Here is a 23,814-nt window from a genome sequence, read left to right on the forward strand (position 1 = left end):
AGCTGTTTCAAAATTACTATTAATTATCAGATAATAATAGATAAACACCAATAGCCACAAAAACAATAATCTGAAGCCATTTTAAAATTTTACCCAAATGCTTATTTTCTCTTATATATTTGGAAATAGTTCCTGAAAGGATGGCAATGGTACTAAAAATGGTAAAGGAAACCACTATAAATATGGCTGCCAGAACATAGAACTGAATAACTATATTTATAGAATCACTGAACAAAAACCCAGGGAAGAAAGCCAAGAAGAAAATGGTAACTTTGGGGTTGAGTACGTTCATTATAAAACCTTGTTTATATAGTGCGCCCAATGACTTTTTAGCAACATCTCCATTAGATATTTCCAGATCACCACTCCCATTAAATACCTTGAACGCTAAATAAAATAGATAGATCGCACCAAATAATTTTATAACAAAAAACAAATTAGGGTTCTGCTTAATTATGGCCGAAACACCAAAAGCCAGTAAAGTTGCATGTACCAAACAGCCCGTCATGAGACCCGCGACCGTAGCTATACCATATTTTTTGCCATTGGTTATACTTTGTATCAACACAAAAATATTATCCGGTCCTGGAGAAATCGACAGAGCGGCTGTGGCCAAAACAAATGTCAATAATATGTCGTAATTCAAATCCTAGTATATTTTATAAACTACAAAAGTCTGAAATTACCAATTAATTGTCACCTTTTAGTTAAACATGGCTGGATAAATATGGGTCATGACCAATTGCTTTGTTAAGCACAAATTACGATTAAGATGAATTGTAAGGCATTTTTTAGATTGTCCGTTTTATTTATTGATAAAAATCGAATAAAATTTATGTTGAAATTATTCTTTCATTTTCTTTGCTTGTCCAAAGAAAACGAAACAAAAGAAAAGACCCTTCTTCACTAGGTGGCCCCTAAAATATTGGGATTTTATGGACCGATGCCATGGCCTAAATTATTTCCAAGGCTTCAATAATTCTTTACGGCCATGCCATCTCCACTACGGAAGAAGATTTACCTAACAATAGACTTTGAAGACAATGTTTAATGGTACTCAATAACGGACAATAATTTTTAGCAACTATTAGGTTGACGGAACAAAGAAACGGCCTATTTTCAATTTCGTCTTAAATCAAGTGGTTTTCACATTGGGCTATGGAAGGCGTCCATAGAGCATTTCACCCAAGTGAAAGCGGCCTGGACGGTGCGGCCGTGGAAAGTGCGTGGATTTAAAGAAATTTAAAATCAGCCTAGCGTTTTTTGGTTCGTTTTTTGGGCGATGCAAAAAATGAACAGAACGCGAAATCTAGGAAAGTTCATTCTATCTTTTCTAATTTACACACAACTTTTGAGATTGATTCATAAATATCCGTTCATTGAATCACCCTTACCCAACTTTTTTATATCTTCCACAAAAATTAATATATGAGACCTATTTTTTACACCATCAGTCTATTGGCTGCCATATTACTTATGAGTTCCAACGTTCCCAACACTAACAATATAAAAGAGGATTTAAGTATGGAGAATTCAAAAACACAGGATAGCGTATTGCGACACGTTGTGCTATTTAAATTTAAAGAGAATACTTCTAAAGCCGATATCGCCAAAGTAGAGAACGCTTTTAGTGCCTTACCTTCCAAAATACCGCAAATTGCAGATTATGAATGGGGAATCAACAATAGTCCGGAGGGATTGAACAAAGGATTGACACATTGTTTTTTCGTGACATTCCATAGTGAGGAAGATCGCGCTATCTACCTTCCACACCCAGACCACAAGGCATTCGTTGTCGTACTTTCTCCTCATTTGGATGATGTTACCGTGGTGGATTATTGGACAAAATAAAAATAGACTACAAAGGATAAAAAACAACACTACATCCAAGGAGTTGTAAAAAAACCTGGTTACCCAACAAATTGGATAACCAGGTTTTTTTTGGATGCACTATAAACAGTAAAAGAGTCAGCCTATCTTTTTCAACTGTGCGCCTTTTTAATAATGGCCTTGTTGATTTTTTTGATAAGCGCTGGGCCTTCATATATAAAACCTGTCCATAACTGGATCAGATCGGCACCGGCCTCCAATTTTTCAAGGGCATCCTCTGCAGAATGAATTCCACCTACACCAATAATTGGAAACGCCCTATTGCTTTTTTGGGATAAAAACCGGATTACTTCCGTACTTCTTTTGGTAAGAGGTCTACCGCTTAAACCTCCAGCTTCTTCCTTTAAAGCTACACTCGATTTCAAATTGTCGCGGGCAATAGTTGTATTGGCAGCAATAACCCCGTCTATTTCCGTATCCTTAACAATGCCTATAATATCCATTAATTGATCATCTGTTAAATCTGGGGCGATCTTTAATAGAATAGGCCTTTCTTTATTTTTTTTAGCTTTGGCCAATTTGGTGTTTTCCTTTTTCAGTTCCTTCAATAACGCCGTCAAAGGCTTCCTATCCTGAAGTTCCCTTAAACCAGGGGTGTTCGGTGAACTTACGTTCACCACAAAATAATCCACATGGTCAAAAAGGGCATCAAAACAGATTAAATAATCCTTTGCTGCCAAGTCGTTGGGGGTCACCTTGTTCTTTCCTATATTGCCTCCGACCAAAACTCTATGAGTTTTCTTTAGGTTTTCAACCGCATCAAAGACCCCTTTATTATTAAACCCCATTCTATTGATAATGGCCTGGTCATTCTTGAGGCGAAACAAGCGTTTTTTCGGGTTTCCGTCTTGAGGTTTAGGAGTCAATGTCCCTATTTCAATAAACCCAAACCCAAAATCGGATAGTTCATTATATAACTTGGCGTCTTTGTCGAAACCTGCAGCCAAACCAACCGGATTTTTAAATTTCAATCCAAATAATTCACGTTCCAATCTAGGATCGTTGACTGAATATATTGCCCTGAATATTCCTGAGAATCCGATCTTGGAGAAAAATCGAAGGGTATTAAAAATTAAATGGTGGACTTTCTCTGGATCAAATTGAAAAAGGATGGGGCGGATAATCAGCTTGTACATGAAACTTATTTTTCGCAAAAATACAAACTACCTCAGCTAAACTAGCTTATAAGCTCGCTTTTTATTAACATTTAAGTTGGACTTATTCGGGTATCACCTCTAAAGGTTGTCTAGAAACTTCCTGGCAGAGTGAAACATACCTTTCGTACTGCTTTTCATTGAAGATTGCCAAAAGTTTATAGTCATATTTCACAAAAACTTGCTTCATTCTCTCCTCAATAACCTTATACTTGGTACCCAAAGTAGTTAAATCTTCAGGAGTACTTTGAGGGTGATTATCAAAAAGATTTTTACGCTCTTCATCCAATAATCTGGTTTCAACTTCCAGAGCGGCCTTAAACTCTTCCAATTTTGTTATTTGCTCTTCCTTAAGTTGAAAAATTTGGATAATCGTATCGGATTCGGTGGCTCCAATTCCCAAACTGCAATCCTGTTGTGCCTGTCCGGAAATCCAAAATCCGACAGACAGTAACAAGGGTAAAAAAGCTTTTATGCGCATAAATCTAATTGCTTAATTAAAATACAAATATAAGTTAATAATCTAACCACTTGTACTGCCATTAATAGGTAAACCTTCTTTACTAATGCCTAGTTGGAATCCCATTAATTATGCTTTCATCATTTAGGAGAACATAAGTATTATAAGACTGTTCCTATATGAAAGCTTGATAAAAAATAATTAGCTGTATTTTTGATTAAAATTTAGTTTTATGCAACATATTATAGACCGATTTATAAGTTACATTACTATAGACACTCAAAGCGACCCCAATTCAACCAACACTCCCAGTACGGAAAAACAATGGACGCTTGCCCATAAATTGGTTGAAGAATTAAAACAAATTGGCATGCAGGATGTAGACATAGATGACAAGGCTTACATTATGGCGACTTTACCAAGCAATATTAAAAAAGAGGTGCCTACGATTGGTTTTATATCCCATTTTGATACTTCTCCTGATTTTACCGCTACTAACGTAAACCCACAAATAATCAAAAATTATGATGGTGAAGATATTATTCTAAATAAAGCGGATAATATAATACTCTCTCCCAGTTATTTTGATGACCTAGTGCAATACAAGGGCAACACCCTAATCACTACTGATGGCAAGACTTTATTAGGTGCAGACGATAAGGCGGGAATAACAGAAATAGTTACAGCCATGGAGTATTTAATAAAACATCCAGAAATTAAACATGGTAAGATTAGGGTAGGCTTTACGCCTGATGAGGAAATAGGTCGGGGGGCACATCATTTTGATGTAGCTACTTTTGGGGCAGATTGGGCCTATACCATGGATGGAAGCCAAATTGGGGAATTGGAGTATGAAAACTTCAATGCCGCTGGTGCCAAGGTAACCATTTCAGGAAAAAGCGTACATCCAGGTTATGCCAAAGGAAAGATGGTAAACGCTATTTTGATCGCCAACGATTTTATATCACAATTACCCGGACATGAAGTCCCGCAAAAAACTACTGGAAGAGAAGGCTTTTATCATGTCCACCATATAAAAGGGGAAATTGAGCTGGCCGAAATAGAATTGATTATTCGGGATCATGACCTTAAGAAGTTTCAACAACGTAAAGAATTATTACAATACATTACCGATAAATTGAATGCTGAATATGGGGATTGTGTTCTTCTTGATATAAAAGATCAATATTTTAATATGCGTGAAAAAATTGAACCGGTAATGCATATTGTAGCTATTGCCAAAGAAGCTATGGAAAGCCTAAATATTACACCTATTATTAAACCCATTCGTGGAGGAACAGATGGTTCCCAATTAAGTTATATGGGACTACCTTGTCCCAATATTTTTGCAGGCGGTCATAATTTTCATGGTAAATATGAGTATGTTCCTGTGGAAAGCATGTTAAAAGCCGTTGATGTTATCGTAAAAATTTGCGAACTTACAGCTAAAAGATAGCGATTTAAAAGTGTACCGATCTGATCCGAATGTTTTAAATATCTGCTGACACAGAAACATGAAAAATCAGGAAAAAATAGAAGCCTATTATGCAAAAGAACAACCCTTCAAGAGGGGCATTGGACTTTTACGGGAATTGGCACTTAAAACCGAACTTGATGAAACTTACAAATGGGGCATCCCTATCTATACTATAGATAATAAGAATGTACTGGGCATTCTGGCCTTTAAACATCATTTCGGTATTTGGTTCTATAATGGCGTATTTTTAAAAGACCCAAAAGAAGTTCTTGAAAATGCCCAAGAAGGTAAAACAAAGGCCATGAGACATTGGAAATTCCAATCAACTGCCGACATAGATAAAGCCGCCGTGTTGTCCTATTTCCAAGAATCCATTGCCAACCAAAAAAAAGGATTGGTGCTGGTCCCCGAAAGAAACAAGCCGGTTTCCATACCGCCATTATTGAAGAAAGCCTTAGCAGATAATGAGGCCGTAAAAATGAATTATGGTAGCTTAACAGCTTACAAACAGAGGGAATATTGTGAATATATTTCTGAAGCCAAACAAGAAAAAACAAAACAGTCCCGATTAGATAAAAGTATCGCACTGTTACTACAAGGCCTTGGGCTACATGATAAATATAGGAATGGGTAGGCAGTAGGCAGTAGGCAGTAGGCAGTAGGCAGTAGGCAGTAGGCAGTAGGCAGTAGGCAGTAGGCAAAAAAAATAATTCTACTGGACTTACCAATTATCTCTCAATGTAAAATGACCTATTTAGTGGTATTTTCCAGCACTACAATTGATGGTCCTTTGGATAACCACTTTTGGCCTAAACCTGTTGTATCACCTGCCGGTAGAAAATAGACAAAAGAGCCTAAGGCGAGATCAATATCACCATCCCCATCCATATCCTCGGCATCCATCACTATCCATCGCCCGCGGGTCGATTCTGGAAAAGAGTAGTCCTCAAATTTCAGATCACCTTTATTTTCCAAGTACACAAAACTTTCTTCCGGATAGCTGGCATAATCAGGAAAAAATGAGATGGCCGCTATATCCAGATCTCCGTCCAAATCAAAATCTCTTGGCATAGCTTTATAGGCCCCGTTCAAATGATAAAAATAGGATTGCTTAAAATTTAAATTTCCATCATTTAAAAATATATAAATGCCATGATAATCTTTTAAAATGGGAGTTTTGTCGGCATTATCCCCGCAGACATATAGGATATCATCAAAACCATCGTTATTAAAATCTACCAACTCCATATACTGGGATCCATTAAGAGGAAGAAAAGAAAGCAATCTTTTTGTCGAAAAGGTTCCATCTCCTTGATTTTGGTAATAGAAAACACCTTCATCCCCCTGTGCCATTAACACAATAATATCAGAATGTCCATCCCCGTTGACATCTTTAATTACGGCCTTGATGGCGCCCGATCTGTTATCCAATGGCCTCATCTTGTAATTATCGCCCCCCGTGTTTTCGTACCAAACCAGTTTTCCTGTCTCATTGCCGTATTCACAGGCAACAATATCCTCACGACCGTCGTTATTTAAATCGCCATAAGCCATATTTACCGGCCTTTGTAAATTAGGAATCACTTCCTTGGCGGTATATGATTCCGCATTTCCCTTGGTAAATAATTTTTGTAAAGACCCATCCGACACATCGTTAGGAAAGATATTTTTCCCTGTAGATGTCAAATAAATGGTATCTGACCTTTCATAATAGTGGATAGGAGCTGTCTTTAGCCCTAGAACAAAATCCTTTTCAAGATTTGAGGTTAGAAACGTTAGGCTATTAATATTTTGCTTACTGTCCGAAAACACCACTCCCCTATTTTTCGGGAGGATTTTAACCATAGTGGTGAGTGCCGGAATGTGCGAATAAGCCGACTCCCTATATTTAAAATTCTTTAGGCCAATTTTAATTTTGCTGGCTCGTTTTGGGGGTAAAATAGTATCTGGGGAGTTGCTCACGTAATAATCCACAATTTTATTCCAATCTGTTTTGGCCAAAAGAGGTCTTTCAGGAAAGATATTGGCTTCTTTTACCACTGCCCCACTTCTACCAGCGTCAAACAGACTATTCGGCCTTACATTTTCCTTATAAATCCCTAATCTATTTCCCATGGCAGGTAATACATCATTTTTCCAACTGGATTTTGACAACAATTCCGGTTTCACAAAAAGATGACAACTGGAACAATGAATTTCAGCTAATCGATTTCCGGTAAGGTTTGTGGCCGGTATATCCTTGTATTCCACCGCCTGTGCTTCCTTTTTTTTTCCAGAACAGGAAAGTACTAGGCCGGCAAGAAGATACAAGGCAATAAATTGTTTCATAGGGTTTTCAATTGGTAAGGGATATCACTTATATCCCCGAGTTCAGAACCTAATTCACGAAGATACTACAGTATTTTGAAGTTTAGGTAAAACATTAAACAAGCCATTAAATTATAAAAACACAGCAATGTCCAAGTATTAAAAATTATTCATTAACAAGTTCAAACTTATTATTATATCATTTTAGATAAAAGTAGGGTAGCCAAAATCCATAAAATAAGGCTCAGACCACCACCTATAAATAAGAAATGTTTGAATTTATAATTTCCTATGCCATAGATCAGGGTATTGGTTTGATACCCCACAGGGGTAAAAAAACTAAAATTTGCAGCGAACATGACCGCCAGAATAAAAGGCTTGAAATCCAGACCCAGTCCATTTGCAACGGCTATGGCAATAGGGGTCATAATAATAGCCGTGGCATTATTACTTACTACACCGCTCATAATCATAGTTACCAAAAATAAGGTTCCGATTATTATTATTTCAGATTGTCCCTCCAGGAAAACCAATAATTGTTTGGAGACCCAACTATCGGCCCCACTATTGTGCATGGCAATACCTAAAGGAATCATTCCTGCCAATAAAAAGAAAATTTGCCAGTTTACCTTTTTGTAAACACTATCCAAGTTCAAGTTATTGGTAAGCAGTAGTAAACAAACGCCGGTAAGCGCGCTGACCATAATAGACAGTACACCCGTGGCCGCCAAAATAACCACTAAAAAAAGAACTGATAAGGAAAAATACTTACCAAAATCTGAATGGACATTTGGAGAGCCAAATTCCTGTAAAAGCACAACATTTTCTATATCTTCCAAAGATTTTAAGTTTTGCTTACCCACATCTACCAGCAGCCTATCCCCTGTTTTAAGGGCCAATTTCTCAGAACTACTCCTAATTAAACGCTCACGCATATTGGTCAGTGTTTTCCGTTTTTTAATGGCAATTGGTAATATATCTTGCTGCATATATCCCCTTAAGTTTCCTAATGTCTTTCCTAAAAGTGCCGCTCCAGGAAGCATTAAAAGTTCTACAAATACCCTTTCCTCCAATTTGGAAATCTTTTTTTCCTGGCCTTCAGTATTCCCTGTCTTGATCCAATAGTTTTGTTCATTAATGCCTAGGTTTTGGGAATCCTGAAGTTTGGACAAATTCTCTATGTCGCACATTAACAGTAACTCATCATTTTCTTTTAGGGTAACATATTTTCCCGGGGAATTGTGGATTCTGTTGCCCCTAGTTAATTTCAAAATGGAAATTTCAGGATTGCTGAATAAAAAAGTGTCCTCTAACTTTTTATTCACCAATTCCGATTCTCCTTTGATACGGATGTTCGTAATATAATTACCGACACTATAATCGTCCCCCAAATCTTTATTTTTACTCCAGGGCAACCACCTAAGTGTTAAAGTGAGGTATACAATGGATACCGATAAAAAAATGATGCCAATACCACTAAATTCAAAAAAACCTAGAGCGGGTGCTCCTAAATTCTTGGCAACGGAATTAACGATAAGGTTCGTTGACGTTCCCATTAATGTGCAGGACCCGCCTAAAATTCCCGCAAAAGAAATGGGCAGTAATAATTTGGATTTAGAGATATTAAATCGCTCGGAAAGTTGATTTACTATTTTGATAAAAACGATTACCACAGCTGTGGTACTTATAAAAGCAGAAATACTTGCAGTAACGATCATAAAAATGGGAGCTAACAAAAACATTGGGAGCGACTTCATTTTACCCAAACCTGAAGTAATCCAAACAATAACTCCATTCTCCTCCATGGCAACGGCCAAAATCATTAATGCAAGTACGGCAATGGTTGCACTATTAGAAAATCCGCTAATGGCCTCTTCAGGGGTAACCAGCCCTAGTAAGGTTAGCGAAACTATTATAAAAAAAGCAATCTTATCCACCGGAAAAATTTCCAGAGCAAATAAGATTATGGTCATAATTAAAACCAAAAATACGAGGCCCATATCCAGTGTCATCCCAAAAAAGTATTTATCAATCGGAAATAAAAATAACCCCCAGGATCTTCGGCTTTTCAATATAAAAATGCCTATTCATGTGGCTCGATCAATATAAATAAGAGTATTTAAAATCTATTTTAATCTAGGAAACAACCTCAACGACCTTCCTACATTCTTCCATGCATTTCACACATGAATTAGCGCAATCCTCGCAATGCTTATGGTCGTATTGTCCACATTGTTCAGCACACCATTGACATACATCTGCACACAGAGCACAATAATCCTTAGCTAAGTCATTTTCGGCCATTAAAAATTTCAAAGTAGTTGTACAGGATTCAATACACAGAATACAGCACAAGGGACAGTCATTTTTACTTTCTTTCCCAGCCATTTGTATTAGACAATATTCACAATCCTGAATACATTTCCGACAAGCCTCAATAGCATCCATATAAACAGATTCCATAATAGAACATTTAGAATTCTAATTAAAATTAATCCTTTACCATTTCAAAGGATGGCTCGAACAGACAATTAATGAACTCAAATGAATACCAAAAAATCTCCAAATGAAAAAAAAAAAATGAAATAATTGCTTTTGAGGAAGTATGTTTCCCATTAAACTTCACTTTGAGAAACCAACTTGAAAAAATGTTTGCTTGGACCTTCAATTCGTTATTGAAATAAATGGTATGATCTCAATTTCTAACCTATCTTTGTCCAGTAACCCTTACTCAAAGGGTTTTTGCCAAGTATTGTTGTTTCATAAGACAAATGTCAATACCCTTTTCTTTTGATTGAAAAAAGGTTAAATTACCCGATAAAGTAATATTAGTCCAACTAAGAATAATGAAGAATACCATTTCGCATAGAGTTGCCGATTTTTTAAAAAATTTCCCCCCGTTCAATGTCTTGGATCAAAAAGAACTTGAAACCCTTTCAGAAGAAATCACCATTATTTATAAGGAAAAGGATAATATTATTTTTGCCGAAAACGATGAACCGCATCCCTATTTCTACGTGGTTAACAAGGGGGCTGTTGCCCTTAAAAAAGGAACGGACAAAAGCATCATGGACATGTGCGATGAAGGCGATATTTTTGGTCTTAGACCCTTAATGGCCCAGGAGAATTACAGAATGACCGCTAAAGCACATGAAGAAAGTATTTTATATGCGATTCCTATCAATATATTTAAACCCTACGCCCAAAAAAATACGGCGGTGGGTAATTTTCTAATTGAAAGTTTTGCCTCTAACACCAGAAATCCATATTCGAAAAGTCATCGTGGCAAGTTGTACGACGAGGTGGTAGAAATAAATGCTGTTGGACCCAACTCCCAGATATTGGATTTACAATCCGTACAATATTCCAAAAAATTGGTGACCTGTACGCCCAATACTTCTGTTAAAGCGATTGCTAGTAAAATGACCGAAAAAAATGTTGGTGCCATGTTGGTGGTAAAAGATAAGCTACCTATCGGAATCATAACGGACAAAGACTTAAGAAACAATATTGTTACAGGTAAATTCCCCATCACTACCAAAGCCTCAGCTATAATGGTTTCTCCCGTAATTACCTATAGCAAAAACTTGACCATAACCCAGGCGCAGATGGCAATGATGAAAAGTAACATCAGTCATTTATGTATCACCAAGGATGGCACACCCAACTCAAAGGCCATTGGAATACTTTCCAAACATGACGTTATGGTTGCCTTAGGAAACAATCCGGCAGTATTGATCAAGGCCATAAAAAGATCTAAGAAAATAAAATCCATAAAGCAGATTAGAAAAAGCATTACACATTTACTTCAAGATTATTTGGATCAAAATATTCCAATAAAATTGACTACTAAAATAATTTCGGAACTGAATGATGCCTGTGTTAAACAAATTATTAAAATTTCTTTGGAAGAAATGCCTTCAAAGCCTCCGGTTAAATTTGCGTGGCTTGCTCTTGGTAGCCAAGGACGTAGTGAACAACTCTTACAGACCGATCAGGACAATGCCATGGTCTTTGAAAATGTTCCCGAGGACAAACTTATTGAAACAACGGCTTATTTCTTAGAATTATCAAAACTTATAAACAAAGGGCTGTTTGATATAGGTTACGATTATTGTCCTGCAGAAATGATGGCTTCCAATCCCAATTGGTGCCTGAGCTTGGATGAATGGAAAAAAACCATTTCCCAATGGATCATAAATCCTGGGACTGATGAAGTGTTACTGTCCTCCATATTTTTTGATTACAACATTACCTATGGTGATGTAAGTTTAGTGAACGAATTATCGGAGCACATTTTTGAAGCCACCAAAAAATATCCAATTTTCTATTTGCACTTGGCCAGTGGCGCGCTTCAAAACCCTTCTCCTACTGGTTTTTTCAGGCAACTATTGGTAGAGGAAGACGGGGAACATAAAGATTCTTTCGACGTAAAAAGAAGGGCATTAATGCCATTGACCGATGCGGCAAGAGTATTGATTTTATCCCACTCCGTTAAATCCATTAACAGCACTGCGGAACGGTTTGAAAAATTGGCAGAGTTGGAACCCAACAACGAGGAAATTTTTATGGCTTGTTCCTACGCCACTAGGGCTTTGTTAAAGTTCAGGACCAAACAAGGACTCCTCCATAATGATTCGGGCAGATATATTGCCATAGATAAATTAACCAAAGAGGAAAAAATTAAATTAAAAAGAACTTTTAAAACGATAAAGGAAATACAGGAATTGGTAAGTATTAGGTTCAAAGTTTCAAACCTGCTTCGATGATAAATCTATTCAAAAGAAAAGTACAGGACTATCCTGAATTTTGGCAGGAATATGAGAATAGTTTTAAAGAAAAGTTATCGGATGATCTTAGTGTGGTAAGATTCGTGGTATTGGATACGGAAACGACGGGGTTCGACTATTTAAATGATAGGATTCTTTGCATTGGCGCCCTTAGTTTGGTTGATAAAAACATTGCGGTAAGCCAAAGTTTGGAACTGTTTTTAAAACAGGAGCATTACAATGCAGAAACCGCCAAAATTCACGGTATCCTTAAAAACGGAGGAGCCTCTTGTATCGGTGAAATCGAAGCCTTAGAAATACTTTTGAGGTATTTAAAAAATGCCATAATCGTTGCTCACCATGCCATTTTTGATATTACCATGATCAACAGGGCCCTGGAGAGAAATGGGCTTCCAAAACTAAGGAACAAGGTACTTGATACTTCCACTCTCTATAAAAAAACACTCCTTACCTCCAATGTGTTTAAAAAGAAGGAACATTATTCTTTGGATGAGTTGGCCGAAAAGTTTGATATCTCCAAGAAGGATAGGCACACGGCTATTGGTGATGCTTATATCACTGCCATAGCCTTCCTGAAAATAAAAAGTCGCTTAAAGGGCAAAGGCCAAATAAGATTAAAAGACTTGTTGAAAATGAGGTGATTACTTTAAAGATGATAGGTACCCCAAAACATTTTTTTCAATTCTATTCTGTATATCCGAAATATCAGCTTTGATAAATTTATCCCCGGTAATGTTTTCATAGAGCTCAATATATCGTTCCGAAACAGTATGTATATATGCGTCGGTCATTTCAGGAACCACCTGCCCTTTTAAACCTTGAAAATTATTGCCAATAAGCCATTGGCGAACAAATTCCTTGGACAATTGTTTTTGGGCTTCACCCTTATTTTGACGTTCTCCATAGCCTTCAGCATAGAAATAGCGGGAAGAATCCGGCGTATGTATTTCATCGATCAGTACGATTTTTCCATCTTTGGTTTTCCCAAATTCATATTTGGTATCCACCAAAATCAGTCCCCTTTTTGCAGCAATTTCCGTACCTCTTTGGAAGAGTGCCCGGGTATAGGCTTCAAGTACCAAATAATCTTTTTCACTAACTATTCCCCTTTCCAAAATAGCTTCCCTAGAAATATCCTCATCGTGGTCGCCCATTTCAGCCTTGGTGGCAGGGGTAATAATTGGGGAAGGAAACTTGTCATTTTCACTCATTCCATGCGGCATGGCAACCCCACAAAGCACTCTTTTTCCCAGCTTATATTCCCTTGCGGCGTGTCCGGACATGTATCCTCTAATAACCATTTCCACCTTAAATGGCTCACAAGCAAATCCAACGGCGACATTGGGATCTGGGGTAGCCATCAACCAATTGGGAACTATATCTGCAGTATCCGCCATCATTTTTGTAGCGATCTGATTTAAAATTTGCCCTTTGAAGGGAATCCCTTTTGGCATGACCACATCAAAAGCAGATAGCCTATCTGTAGCTACCATCACCAAAATATTATTTTCAAGATGATATACTTCCCTCACTTTTCCTTTGTAAAGGCTTTTTTGTTTCGGAAAATTAAAATTTGTATCAATTATTGTATTACTCATTCTGCAACTTTCAATTATTATGCTCAATTCCTTTATACGCTTCTATAACTTTTTTAACCAGTTTATGTCTGATCACATCCTTATCGTCCAAATATATAATCTCTATACCTTCAACATTTTGCAGAACCAAAAGAGCCTCTTTTAATCCAGAAATCAAACGTCTGGGCAAATCAATTTGTCCTGGGTCTCCATTGATTAAAAATTTTGCATTTTTTCCCATTCTGGTCAAGAACATTTTCATCTGGGCATGGGTAGTGTTCTGCGCTTCATCCAAAATCACAAATGCATTGTCCAAGGTCCTTCCCCGCATAAAAGCCATTGGGGCAATCTGTATGGTACCATTTTCCAGATAATGGACCAATTTCTCCGGCGCGATCATATCCCTTAAGGCATCATATAAAGGTTGCATATAGGGATCCAGCTTCTCCTTGAGGTCACCTGGAAGAAAGCCCAAATTTTCACCGGCCTCAACAGCGGGTCTGGTTAAAATAATCCGTTTTACCTGTTTTTCCTTTAAGGCCTTTACGGCCAATGCTACCCCAGTATATGTTTTTCCAGTACCTGCCGGTCCAACGGCAAAAACCATATCACTGTTTCTTGAAGCATCTACAAGTCTTCGTTGATTTACGGTTTGGGCCTTTATTAGTCTTCCGCTAACGCCATGGACCAAAACTTCCCCGCTAATTTCGGAGGATTGAATTTCTTCCTGACCATTACTAGCCAAAAGTCGTTCAATACTATTTTCATCCAATTTATTATACTTGGCGTAGTGGGACGTTAAAAGATCGAATCTTCGGTCGAATTCGTCCAATAAGTCTTCATCGCCATAGACTTTAATTTTGTTGCCCCTGGCAACAATCTTAAGCTTAGGAAAATGTTTTTTTAATAAATCTATATTCTCATTATTCTGTCCAAAAAATTCCCTTGGGCTAATATCTGTAAGTTCTATTATAAGTTCGTTCAAAGAAGAGAGGTGTTATTAGGTTTAGATATAAAATATATATTTTGCTACGCTAATTTTTTGCGTAATTTTGTTTAACAAACTTAAGTAAAAAAATAACTTACCAACTTAAAAACATATCAACAGTCCTCTATGGCAATAATTACTTTAACTACTGATTTTGGACATAAAGATCATTTTGTAGGCGCCATAAAAGGTACAATTCACAAGGAATTGTCAGATGTAAGTATTGTTGATATTTCACATTCCATTGCCCCTTTCAATATTCAAGAATGTGCCTATATACTAAAAAACTCCTATAAAAATTTTCCAGAGGGCAGTATCCATATAGTTGGTGTGGATTCTGAATTATCCCCAGAAAACCAGCACATTGCTGTTTTAGTGGACAACCACTATTTCATTATGGCCAACAATGGCGTAATAGGACTCATAATTTCTGAAATAGTTCCAGAAAAAGTGGTGGAAATACAATTGCCGAATACATTAGATAGTTCGTTTCCGGAAATGGATGTTTTTGTCAAGGCAGCAAGTCACATTGCTCGTGGCGGAAAATTGGAGGTCATAGGCAGACCTTTTAAGGACCTGAAAGACCTTAGGGAGTTTAATCCTAGAATTTCCGATAACCAAAATACTATTTCAGGCAGTGTCATTTATATTGACAACTATGGTAATGTGGTCACCAACATTCAACAGAACATTTTCAAGACTATTGGCAAGGGAAGAACGTTTGAACTACAGGCCAGAAATAAAAAAATACGGGAAATCCACAATAAATACGGGGACATTATAGATTACAAACTAGAAAAAAGTCAACGTAAATCACCTGGGGAGTTGGTGGCACTTTTTAACTCTTCCGGCTATTTGGAAATTGCCATCTACAAAAGTGACCTAAATACTGTTGGAGGGGCCTCTACCCTCTTGGGTCTAGATTATAGGGATACAGTGTTAATTAATTTTACTTAAAAGAAAATTAACAAATGTTGGTAAGAATTGTAAAATTAACTCTCAAAAAGGAAAATATTGCTAGTTTTGAGGCCATCTTTGAAAAAAATAAAACGAAAATCCGACAGGTAGAAGGCTGTACCTTTTTAGAATTGTTACAGAGCAAAGAAGCGAAAAATATATTTTTCACTTATAGTTATTGGAACAGCTCTAATGATCTAGAAAACTATAGAAATTCGGAATTTTTCAAGTTAGTCTGGAAGAAGACTAAACTATTATTTGAGGACAAACCAGAAGCCTGGAGCCTCACAAAGAAGGAAACCGTTAATTAACTTATATGCTTGCCATATTTAAAAGAGAAATACAATCATTCTTCACTTCGCCCATTGGTTATTTGGTGATTGGATTATTTTTAGTGCTCAATGGATTGTTTCTATGGGTCTTTAAGGGACCGTTTAATATATTTGAATACGGCTTTGCCGATCTAAGCAATTTCTTTCTACTTGCCCCCTGGGTATTTCTTTTCTTGATTCCAGCCATTACCATGAAAAGTTTTTCCGAAGAAAAAAAACTAGGTACTTTGGAGCTTCTGTTTATCAAGCCCATTTCTCTCTGGGAAACGGTATTAGGAAAATTTTCAGGTACATTCTGCTTGGCTCTAATTGCCATTGTACCCACGCTTCTATATGTGTACACGATTTCCCAATTAGGTCTTACCGTAGGTAATTTGGATATGGGAATGATAGTGGGATCCTATTTTGGGCTCTTGTTGTTAATTGCCAGTTATACCGCAATTGGATTATTTGCTTCCACCCTTTCCGAAAACCAAATTGTAGCCTTTATTATTGGTATGGTTCTGTGTTTTCTTATGTTATATGGTTTTGAAAGTTTGTCGACCATATTGCCTGCAGGCCCAATGATATTTTTTGTTGAAAACCTTGGAATGAAAGCCCATTTTGAAAGTATAGCCAGGGGAGTACTGGACACTAGGGACGTTATATATTTTATAAGTCTCAGCATATTTTTTCTTTACTTGACCATAATTCAACTTAAAAATCAAAATAGATAATGAAAAAGAGTTTGTTATCTATAATAAAGGCTATTTCCTTATTGCTGATTGTAAATATTGTGGGCAGTTATATCTATAGTAGAATAGATTTGACCGAAGACAATAGATATACCCTTTCAAAAGCTGCGTTGAATGCTGCAGGTGAATTTAATACACCTGTTATTATCGATATTTTATTGGATGGAAATCTACCTCCTGAATTTATTAAACTAAAAATGGAGACCCGCCAACTCTTGGAGGAGTTTGCCGCTGAAAACAAAAATATCAAGTTCAATTTTGTAAATCCACTTGAAGGAGCTTCCCAAATTGACGCTGTTATCCAAGATCTGCAAGGTTTAGGCCTTACTCCCACAAATGTCACCGTTGAACAAAATGGAAAGGTTTCCCAAGAAATTATTTTTCCTTGGGCCATGGTCAATTATAATAATAGTACGGTCAAAGTACCGCTACTAAAAAACAAACTAGGATCAACTACGGAAGAACGTGTAAACAATTCGGTGCAACATTTGGAATATGCTTTTGGCGATGCTTTTACCAAATTGAATATCAAGGAGAAGAAAAATATAGCCATCATTAAGGGCAATGGCGAACTAGAAGACCTTTTAATGGCCGATTATTTAACTACCATAAAAGACTATTACAATATTGGTCCCATTACCTTAGATTCCGTTGCAACCAATCCTGAAGGGGTTTTGCAACAATTAAAAGGGTTTGATCTAGCAATAATTGCCAAACCCACAGAGGCCTTTACCGATGCCGAAAAGTTCATCTTGGATCAATATATAACTGGCGGCGGAAAATCATTATGGCTCATTGATCAGGTTGCTATGGAACTGGATAGCCTCTTCAACGAAAATGGTACTGCCATGGCTTTGCCACGCAAACTTAACCTAAATGATTTTTTCTTTAAATATGGTGTACGACTAAATGCGGACCTGGTAAGCGATCTTTATTTTACCCAAATAGTTTTGGCAACAGGAGATGGAAACAGCTCACAATACAACCCCGTTCCTTGGTACTATAATCCCATGGTCTTCTCCAAAAACAACCATCCAATTAATAATAATTTGGAAGCCTTAAGGTTTCAATTTACCAGTAGTATAGACACCCTTGCCAGTGATTATAAGAAACATATATTGTTGGAAAGTTCGCCATTATCCAGGGCGGACGGAGTACCAAAACCAATTCAACTAGACATCATAAATACCCCACCGAACAAAGACCTATTTAAGGACGGTAATAAGATATTGGGAGTTCTAATCGAAGGCACCTTTACGTCTACATTCCAGAACCGCGTTAAACCAGTTCATCTAAATAAAACACAAGATCAAGGTCCACAAAACAAGATGATCGTACTTTCGGACGGAGACTTAATTAGAAACCAGATCCGAAATGGGAGACCCTTGGAACTAGGTTACGACAAATGGACAAATAACTTTTTTGGCAACAAAGAATTCCTCATAAATTGCCTCAATTACCTCTTGGACGATTCTGGACTTATAAACATTCGGAATAAGAAAGTAACCATCCCTTTCTTGGATGAAGAAAAAATTAATAATCAAAAAACCAAATGGCAGTTGATTAATATTGGCCTGCCACTATGTTTGACCCTTATTTTTGGATTCATAATTCACACTATAAGAAAGAAAAAATATGGGGATAAGTGTTAATAAGTTTGTTTCCTTAAAAAGGACATTTAAAATATCTTTGTTTTGACTGTGATTCAAGGGATATTGCAGATTCAAACAGATATTTAAACACTGTTTTAGGTTGTACAACTATGTAGATTCCTTAAAAAATATAAACCAATGAAATTTATAGTATCTAGTACTTATTTACTAAAACAACTCCAAGTATTAGGTGGAGTAATTAATAATAGCAACACCTTGCCCATACTTGACAATTTTCTTTTCGATTTAAATCAGAAAGAGCTAACCGTTTCAGCCTCCGATTTGGAAACCACCATGAGTTCCGTATTAGAAGTGGATTCGGACAATGAGGGAACTATAGCTGTGCCTGCAAAGTTATTATTGGAAATCTTAAAAACCTTTCCAGAGCAGCCACTTACATTTGTTGTTGAGGATAACAATACGGTTGAAATCAGTTCTAACCATGGTAAATACGCTTTGGCCTATGCTGATGGCGCGGAATTTCCAAAATCCGTAGAATTGTCCAGCCCATCCTCCACTACATTAATTGGTGACATATTGGCTACGGCTATCAACAAAACTATTTTTGCCGCAGGTAATGATGATCTTAGACCGGTAATGAGTGGTGTCTTTTTTCAATTTTCTCCAGAGAGTTTAACCTTTGTCGCAACCGATGCCCATAAATTGGTAAAATATCAACGTAATGATGTAACGGCCTCGAAGGTTGCTGAATTCATAATGCCAAAAAAACCTTTAAATTTATTAAAAGGGATTTTAGCTGGCAGTGAAACTGAAGTACTTATAGAATACAACGAAAGCAACGCTAAATTCAGTTTTGAAAATACCATTTTGATTTGTAGACTGATAGACGGAAAATATCCAAATTACGAAGCGGTGATTCCAAAGGAAAATCCAAATAAACTTTCCATTGCCCGTACCCAACTTTTAAGTTCCGTTAGGAGGGTCTCTATATTTTCCAATAAGACTACCCACCAAATACGATTAAAAATTGCAGGGGCCGAATTAAATATTTCTGCTGAGGACATAGATTATAGCAATAAAGCTGAAGAACGTTTAACTTGTTCATACCAAGGTGATGATATGCAGATAGGGTTTAATTCGCGGTTCTTGGTAGAAATGCTGAACAACCTTACCTCAGATGACGTACAATTGGAAATGAGCCTACCCAACAGAGCAGGTATCCTTACTCCTATTGACGGTTTGGATGAAGGTGAAAATGTTACTATGTTGGTAATGCCCGTAATGCTCAATAGTTAGATAAAAAGATTCAATTTTACTCACTAAGTGAGATTTGAATGCTCCGACGCTTGCGTCTGTATATTGTAAGTTGTTTCCTTTCGATTCCTCATGGGCTTGCCCTGAGGTAATTGACTTTAAAGTTGAATTCAAAATACACCCCACTTTTTTACAATAAAAAAGCCGTATTTCATATGAGATACGGCTTTTTTGCTTTAAACAATTATGTTTATTAACTACACAAACTTTATACTCAAGGGATAATGCGGCTTTTCCCCGTTGGATACCTTAATGGCATTAATAATGGGAAACACAAAGCAAAGAATGGCCACTCCTATAATCCCGAATATTCCCAAACCAAAAAGTAAAATCAACGGAATACAAATTAGGATATATAAAAACATACTTATTTGAAAATTTATTATCGATTTTCCATTTTCATCCATATTTATAATGGAATCCCTTTGTGTTAACCACAGTACCAAGGGAACGATAAATCCCCCAAATCCGGTTACGATATCCAATAGCTGACTTAAATGGGTCAACACCAATAATTGTCTGTTTTCTGATTTCATCGTGTTCTATAATTAGAGTCCGTTTATGTTGTAGGACATTGGTATAACAGCTTGACTTACCTCCATACATAAGTTACTATAATTATAGGACTACTAAATTCAGCTTTTGTTACATAAAAAGCGTAACATAGTTTTCAAGACCGGCTGGAACAATTATTGTTTTCGTTCCAATTTTTCCAATTTCTCCATATCTTTTTCAATTCCGTTTTGCAATTTATCAATTTTCTGGTTCAGCTTCTCGATCGCCATTGGTGACAATTTACCCTTTTTCTGATCCTTGGTCATTTTCTCCTGAAGCTTTTCTATTTTTCTTGAATCTTTGGCAATAGACCTTCTCTTGGAATCTATGTCTGATGAAAGTCTTTCCCGCTTTTTCAATTCCTTTTCAGCCTTCTTTTGGGCTTTTTCAGCCTTCATGGCATCCCTTTCCGCCTTATCTACCCTTTTTTGAATTTCCTTAGCTTCTTTGGCTTCCTGTAAAATTCTAGCTTGCTCCATTTGTTCGGTATTTTCATTTGGAGTTACCGGAACTTCTGTTTCTTGTGCCAAGGTGATTTGGCAGAAAAAAGCTATTGCCAATAATGTAATAATTCTGATTGATTTCATATAGTCGTTTTAAGTTGAATTTCCGAATACACCAGCCTCCAAAAGTAAATTGTACTCCATTCGCTATCGTATTTAGGACACTATCAAAATTAGATTATTTAACCGGAATTAATTATGATTTAAATCATAATATTAAACTTTACTATTCCTAAAATAGAAGTTCTAAACCATTATCATATTAGTGGTTTCCAACCGTTTCACAAAGTGTTCATACCTGTCCTTCCCAAGTTCCCGAAAAGTAAATCATAGCTACTAACAATTAGAAATCGGAACAGGATTAAAAATTATAAATCGTATTTTTACCACCAATTTAAATCTATGATTACCAACGACAACATCATTGCTTTGGCCACTCCTTCAGGGGCGGGTGCCATAGCCGTTATCCGAATTTCCGGGAAAGAGGCCATTGCCTTGACCAATCCTTTCTTCAAATCGATTAGAGGGAAGGACTTAAAGAAACAAAAGAGCCATACCATTCATTTGGGGCATATTACGGAGAACGAAAAGGTGTTGGATGAAGTCTTATTATCTCTTTTTATAGGTCCTAATTCGTACACAGGTGAAGATGTTGTTGAAATATCCTGCCATGGTTCGCCCTATATTCAACAACAAATAATTCAATTGTTCCTGAGAAATGGTTGCCGAATGGCCACAGCAGGCGAATTTACACTGCGTGCCTTCTTAAACGGAAAAATGGACTTGAGTCAGGCCGAAGCCGTGGCTGATCTTATTGCTTCTGATAATGAGGCCAGCCACCAGATCGCTATTCAACAAATGCGTGGTGGGTTCAGTAACGAAATAAAAAAATTGAGGGACCAGCTCTTGAACTTTGCTTCGCTCATGGAATTGGAACTCGACTTTGCAGAGGAAGATGTAGAATTTGCGGACCGAACTCAGTTCAAAATTCTACTGACCAAGATACAACGGATTTTAAAACGATTGATAGACTCTTTTGCCGTGGGAAATGTGATCAAGAATGGCATTCCAATTGCCATTGTAGGAGAACCCAATGTTGGCAAATCTACCTTGCTTAATGCACTTTTAAATGAGGAACGGGCCATTGTAAGCGATATTGCAGGAACTACCAGGGATACCATAGAAGATGAGATTGTAATAGGTGGTATAGGATTTCGGTTCATTGATACTGCTGGAATCCGGGATACCAAAGATGTTGTGGAGAGTATTGGGATAAAAAAGACTTTTGAAAAAATAGAACAGGCTCAAGTAGTCGTGTTATTGGTAGATGGTTGGCAGATTGCAACTGATCCTGTTAAACTGAAGTTCAGTTTAAGGGAACTGGGAAAAATTAAAAATAAATATCCCCACAAACCCTTAGTTGTAATTGCCAATAAGGTAGATATGTTAGATGAAGTTCAAATAATGAATCTACAATCCCAAATATCGGATCTCTATTTATTATCCGCCAAAACAGGAAAAGGAGTGGAAACCTTAAAATCGCGTTTATTGGATTTTGTAAATACAGGGGCGCTGAGAAACAGCGAAACCATTGTAACCAATACAAGACATTACAGCTCCCTTCTCAAGGCATTGGAGGAAATAGAGAAGGTGCAATTTGGAATGACGGATGACACTCCCAGTGACCTCTTGGCCATAGATGTAAAGGAAGCACTCTACCATTTGGGGGAAATTACAGGGCAAGTGACCAATGACGAACTTTTGGGAAATATTTTTGCTAATTTCTGTATCGGGAAATAGACAGTGGATTCATATGATATCATATGGTTGCAAATGACTGTAAATCAAATGATTGTTGATAACTCTATAGATTTTCTTTTCCTTTGATAAGGTGATATTCGTACTTTTATTGTGTCTCATGTGTGTCGCATTCTCCTTTGTATAAGACGAGACACAAAAAATGTGTCGCTATGATGAAAGTTCACTTAAGGAAGAAGAAATTAAAAACTGGGAAACAGAGCCTTTATTTAGAGTTCTATAAAGGAATTAAAACTCTTAGTAATGGAAAGGTTAAACACCTTAGAAATTACGAATACCTACAACTCTATTTAATAGAAGATCCCAAAACGACGGATGAAAAGAAAAAGAATCAAGAACATCTTGAATTGGCCGAACAAATACTGGCCATTAGAAAGGCTGAAGTCTATCAGGGGAAGTATAACCTTAAAAACGACACAAAAGGAAAAGTTAGTTTATTAGACTTTTACGTCCAGAAGAAAGAGGAACGCTACCAGACCAAAGGCAATTATGACAACTGGGATGCCGCACAAAAGCACATAGAAGCCTATTGTCCTGCCCACATCACTCTAAACGATTTAGATGTTGATTTCATTAAAGGGTTTAAAAAATACCTGGATACTGTAGCCGTAACAAAAAGTAGTAAGAACCTTTCCCAAAACACGAAACATACCTATTTTAACAAATTTAAGGCTTGCCTTAATGCAGCTTTCGATGAAGGCTACCTAAAAGAAAACCTCATTAAAAAAGTCAAAGGTTTTACAATGGGGGAATCTACTCGAGAATACCTCACATCTGATGAACTTCAAAAATTGTCACAGACCCCCTGCCATATCCCACTTCTTAAACGAGCCTTTTTATTTTCATCCCTAACTGGCATAAGATGGTCGGATGTCAATAAATTAAAATGGTCGGAGGTCCGCGAAGAAGGCATTGACAATATGGGAATTCCTATTTTCCGAATTGTGTTTCAGCAAAAGAAAACGGAGGGTGTAGAATATTTGTATATATCACAACAGGCCAGGGTGCTTTTAGGTGAACGTAAGGATTCTGAGGAACGTGTTTTCAAAGGGTTGCGCTATAGTGCCCACATGAACCTACAATTGCTCCGCTGGTGTATGTTTGCTGGAATAAAAAAACATATAACCTTCCATTCCGCAAGGCACACTAACGCAGTATTACTTTTAGAAAATGGCGCCGATATTTATACCGTTTCAAAACGTCTCGGACATCGTGAAATCAGAACTACAGAAATATATGCCAAAATCATAGATCAAAAAATGAAGGAAGCTGCGAACCTACTTCCTAAGTTGAATTTGGATTTGTTGTAGTACTCTTTCAAGGTTCCAATATCACTTGGTTGATA

At 37.0% G+C, this 23,814-nt stretch carries 21 protein-coding genes; 12 read left to right on the forward strand and 9 right to left on the reverse strand.

The features are described 5' to 3' along the window. Positions 1-19 precede the first annotated feature (19 nt). Positions 20-646 (reverse strand): LysE family translocator, encoded by a 627-nt coding sequence (locus CWD90_RS03910; RefSeq protein ID WP_103474623.1) that lies wholly within the window; start codon positions 644-646, stop codon positions 20-22. Positions 647-1,428: 782 nt separating this feature from the next. Here CWD90_RS03910 and CWD90_RS03915 point away from each other — a divergent pair. After that, positions 1,429-1,851: a Dabb family protein gene (locus CWD90_RS03915; protein WP_103474624.1), complete on the forward strand. Its 423-nt coding sequence runs from the start codon at positions 1,429-1,431 to the stop codon at positions 1,849-1,851. A gap of 131 nt (positions 1,852-1,982) precedes the next feature. On the opposite strand, the gene CWD90_RS03920 is transcribed toward CWD90_RS03915, so the two are convergent. Continuing rightward, complete coding sequence (locus CWD90_RS03920; RefSeq protein ID WP_103474625.1) at positions 1,983-3,026, reverse strand: quinone-dependent dihydroorotate dehydrogenase; 1,044 nt, start codon at positions 3,024-3,026, stop codon at positions 1,983-1,985. Positions 3,027-3,108: 82 nt separating this feature from the next. After that, positions 3,109-3,525: a hypothetical protein gene (locus CWD90_RS03925; protein WP_103474626.1), complete on the reverse strand. Its 417-nt coding sequence runs from the start codon at positions 3,523-3,525 to the stop codon at positions 3,109-3,111. 211 nt (positions 3,526-3,736) lie between these two features. Here CWD90_RS03925 and pepT point away from each other — a divergent pair, with 211 nt between their 5' ends. Then, complete coding sequence (gene pepT / locus CWD90_RS03930; RefSeq protein WP_103474627.1) at positions 3,737-4,960, forward strand: peptidase T; 1,224 nt, start codon at positions 3,737-3,739, stop codon at positions 4,958-4,960. 58 nt (positions 4,961-5,018) lie between these two features. Further along, positions 5,019-5,615, forward strand: a complete 597-nt coding sequence (locus tag CWD90_RS03935) for a YdeI/OmpD-associated family protein (RefSeq protein WP_103474628.1) — start codon at positions 5,019-5,021, stop codon at positions 5,613-5,615. 116 nt (positions 5,616-5,731) lie between these two features. On the opposite strand, the gene CWD90_RS03940 is transcribed toward CWD90_RS03935, so the two are convergent. Together CWD90_RS03940 and CWD90_RS03945 are read right to left on the reverse strand one after the other, a co-directional pair. Further along, on the reverse strand, positions 5,732-7,309 hold the full coding sequence (locus CWD90_RS03940; protein WP_103474629.1) for an FG-GAP repeat domain-containing protein: 1,578 nt from the start codon (positions 7,307-7,309) through the stop codon (positions 5,732-5,734). A 173-nt stretch (positions 7,310-7,482) separates the two neighbouring features. Further along, a complete protein-coding gene (locus CWD90_RS03945) occupies positions 7,483-9,261 on the reverse strand; it encodes an SLC13 family permease (RefSeq protein ID WP_239986450.1) in 1,779 nt (592 codons plus the stop codon). Positions 9,262-10,134: 873 nt separating this feature from the next. Between CWD90_RS03945 and CWD90_RS03955 the strand changes: the two genes are divergently transcribed. Together CWD90_RS03955 and CWD90_RS03960 are read left to right on the forward strand one after the other, a co-directional pair. After that, positions 10,135-12,057, forward strand: a complete 1,923-nt coding sequence (locus CWD90_RS03955) for a DUF294 nucleotidyltransferase-like domain-containing protein (protein ID WP_103474631.1) — start codon at positions 10,135-10,137, stop codon at positions 12,055-12,057. Next, a complete protein-coding gene (locus CWD90_RS03960; protein WP_103474632.1) occupies positions 12,054-12,719 on the forward strand; it encodes a 3'-5' exonuclease in 666 nt (221 codons plus the stop codon). Before CWD90_RS03955 ends, CWD90_RS03960 begins: the two co-directional genes overlap by 4 nt. Here CWD90_RS03960 and CWD90_RS03965 read toward each other — a convergent pair whose 3' ends face one another. After that, the gene (locus tag CWD90_RS03965) at positions 12,720-13,676 is read right to left on the reverse strand and encodes a phosphoribosylaminoimidazolesuccinocarboxamide synthase (protein ID WP_103474633.1); all 957 of its coding nucleotides are present in this window, start codon (positions 13,674-13,676) and stop codon (positions 12,720-12,722) included. A gap of 10 nt (positions 13,677-13,686) precedes the next feature. Next, positions 13,687-14,640 (reverse strand): PhoH family protein, encoded by a 954-nt coding sequence (locus CWD90_RS03970; RefSeq protein ID WP_103474634.1) that lies wholly within the window; start codon positions 14,638-14,640, stop codon positions 13,687-13,689. A gap of 129 nt (positions 14,641-14,769) precedes the next feature. Here CWD90_RS03970 and CWD90_RS03975 point away from each other — a divergent pair, with 129 nt between their 5' ends. The 5 genes from CWD90_RS03975 (at position 14,770) to dnaN (ending at position 19,575) form a co-directional block, all read left to right on the forward strand. Beyond that, positions 14,770-15,600, forward strand: coding sequence for an SAM hydrolase/SAM-dependent halogenase family protein (locus tag CWD90_RS03975; RefSeq protein ID WP_103474635.1), 831 nt, complete (start codon positions 14,770-14,772; stop codon positions 15,598-15,600). A 14-nt stretch (positions 15,601-15,614) separates the two neighbouring features. Further along, positions 15,615-15,911 (forward strand): putative quinol monooxygenase, encoded by a 297-nt coding sequence (locus CWD90_RS03980; protein ID WP_103474636.1) that lies wholly within the window; start codon positions 15,615-15,617, stop codon positions 15,909-15,911. A gap of 5 nt (positions 15,912-15,916) precedes the next feature. Next, positions 15,917-16,648: a gliding motility-associated ABC transporter permease subunit GldF gene (gene gldF, locus CWD90_RS03985; RefSeq protein ID WP_103474637.1), complete on the forward strand. Its 732-nt coding sequence runs from the start codon at positions 15,917-15,919 to the stop codon at positions 16,646-16,648. Next, positions 16,648-18,318: a gliding motility-associated ABC transporter substrate-binding protein GldG gene (gene gldG, locus CWD90_RS03990; protein WP_103474638.1), complete on the forward strand. Its 1,671-nt coding sequence runs from the start codon at positions 16,648-16,650 to the stop codon at positions 18,316-18,318. The genes gldF and gldG overlap by 1 nt, the downstream gene beginning before the upstream one ends. Before the next feature lie 138 nt (positions 18,319-18,456). Next, on the forward strand, positions 18,457-19,575 hold the full coding sequence (dnaN, locus tag CWD90_RS03995) for a DNA polymerase III subunit beta (RefSeq protein WP_103474639.1): 1,119 nt from the start codon (positions 18,457-18,459) through the stop codon (positions 19,573-19,575). Between the two features lie 215 nt (positions 19,576-19,790). Here dnaN and CWD90_RS04000 read toward each other — a convergent pair whose 3' ends face one another. Together CWD90_RS04000 and CWD90_RS04005 are read right to left on the reverse strand one after the other, a co-directional pair. Then, positions 19,791-20,129, reverse strand: a complete 339-nt coding sequence (locus tag CWD90_RS04000; RefSeq protein WP_103474640.1) for a DUF4870 domain-containing protein — start codon at positions 20,127-20,129, stop codon at positions 19,791-19,793. 153 nt (positions 20,130-20,282) lie between these two features. Beyond that, positions 20,283-20,735 carry a hypothetical protein gene (locus CWD90_RS04005; RefSeq protein WP_103474641.1) on the reverse strand — a complete coding sequence of 151 codons (453 nt, stop codon included), beginning with the start codon at positions 20,733-20,735 and terminating at the stop codon, positions 20,283-20,285. Between the two features lie 318 nt (positions 20,736-21,053). Between CWD90_RS04005 and mnmE the strand changes: the two genes are divergently transcribed. Together mnmE and CWD90_RS04015 are read left to right on the forward strand one after the other, a co-directional pair. After that, positions 21,054-22,451: a tRNA uridine-5-carboxymethylaminomethyl(34) synthesis GTPase MnmE gene (gene mnmE, locus CWD90_RS04010; protein WP_103474642.1), complete on the forward strand. Its 1,398-nt coding sequence runs from the start codon at positions 21,054-21,056 to the stop codon at positions 22,449-22,451. Between the two features lie 173 nt (positions 22,452-22,624). Further along, positions 22,625-23,779: a site-specific integrase gene (locus tag CWD90_RS04015; protein WP_103474643.1), complete on the forward strand. Its 1,155-nt coding sequence runs from the start codon at positions 22,625-22,627 to the stop codon at positions 23,777-23,779. Positions 23,780-23,814: the final 35 nt, after the last annotated feature.

Origin of the sequence: Arenibacter catalasegens (assembly GCF_002909235.1) — a bacterium.
In the GTDB taxonomy this organism is placed as follows: Bacteria; Bacteroidota; Bacteroidia; order Flavobacteriales; family Flavobacteriaceae; genus Arenibacter; species Arenibacter catalasegens.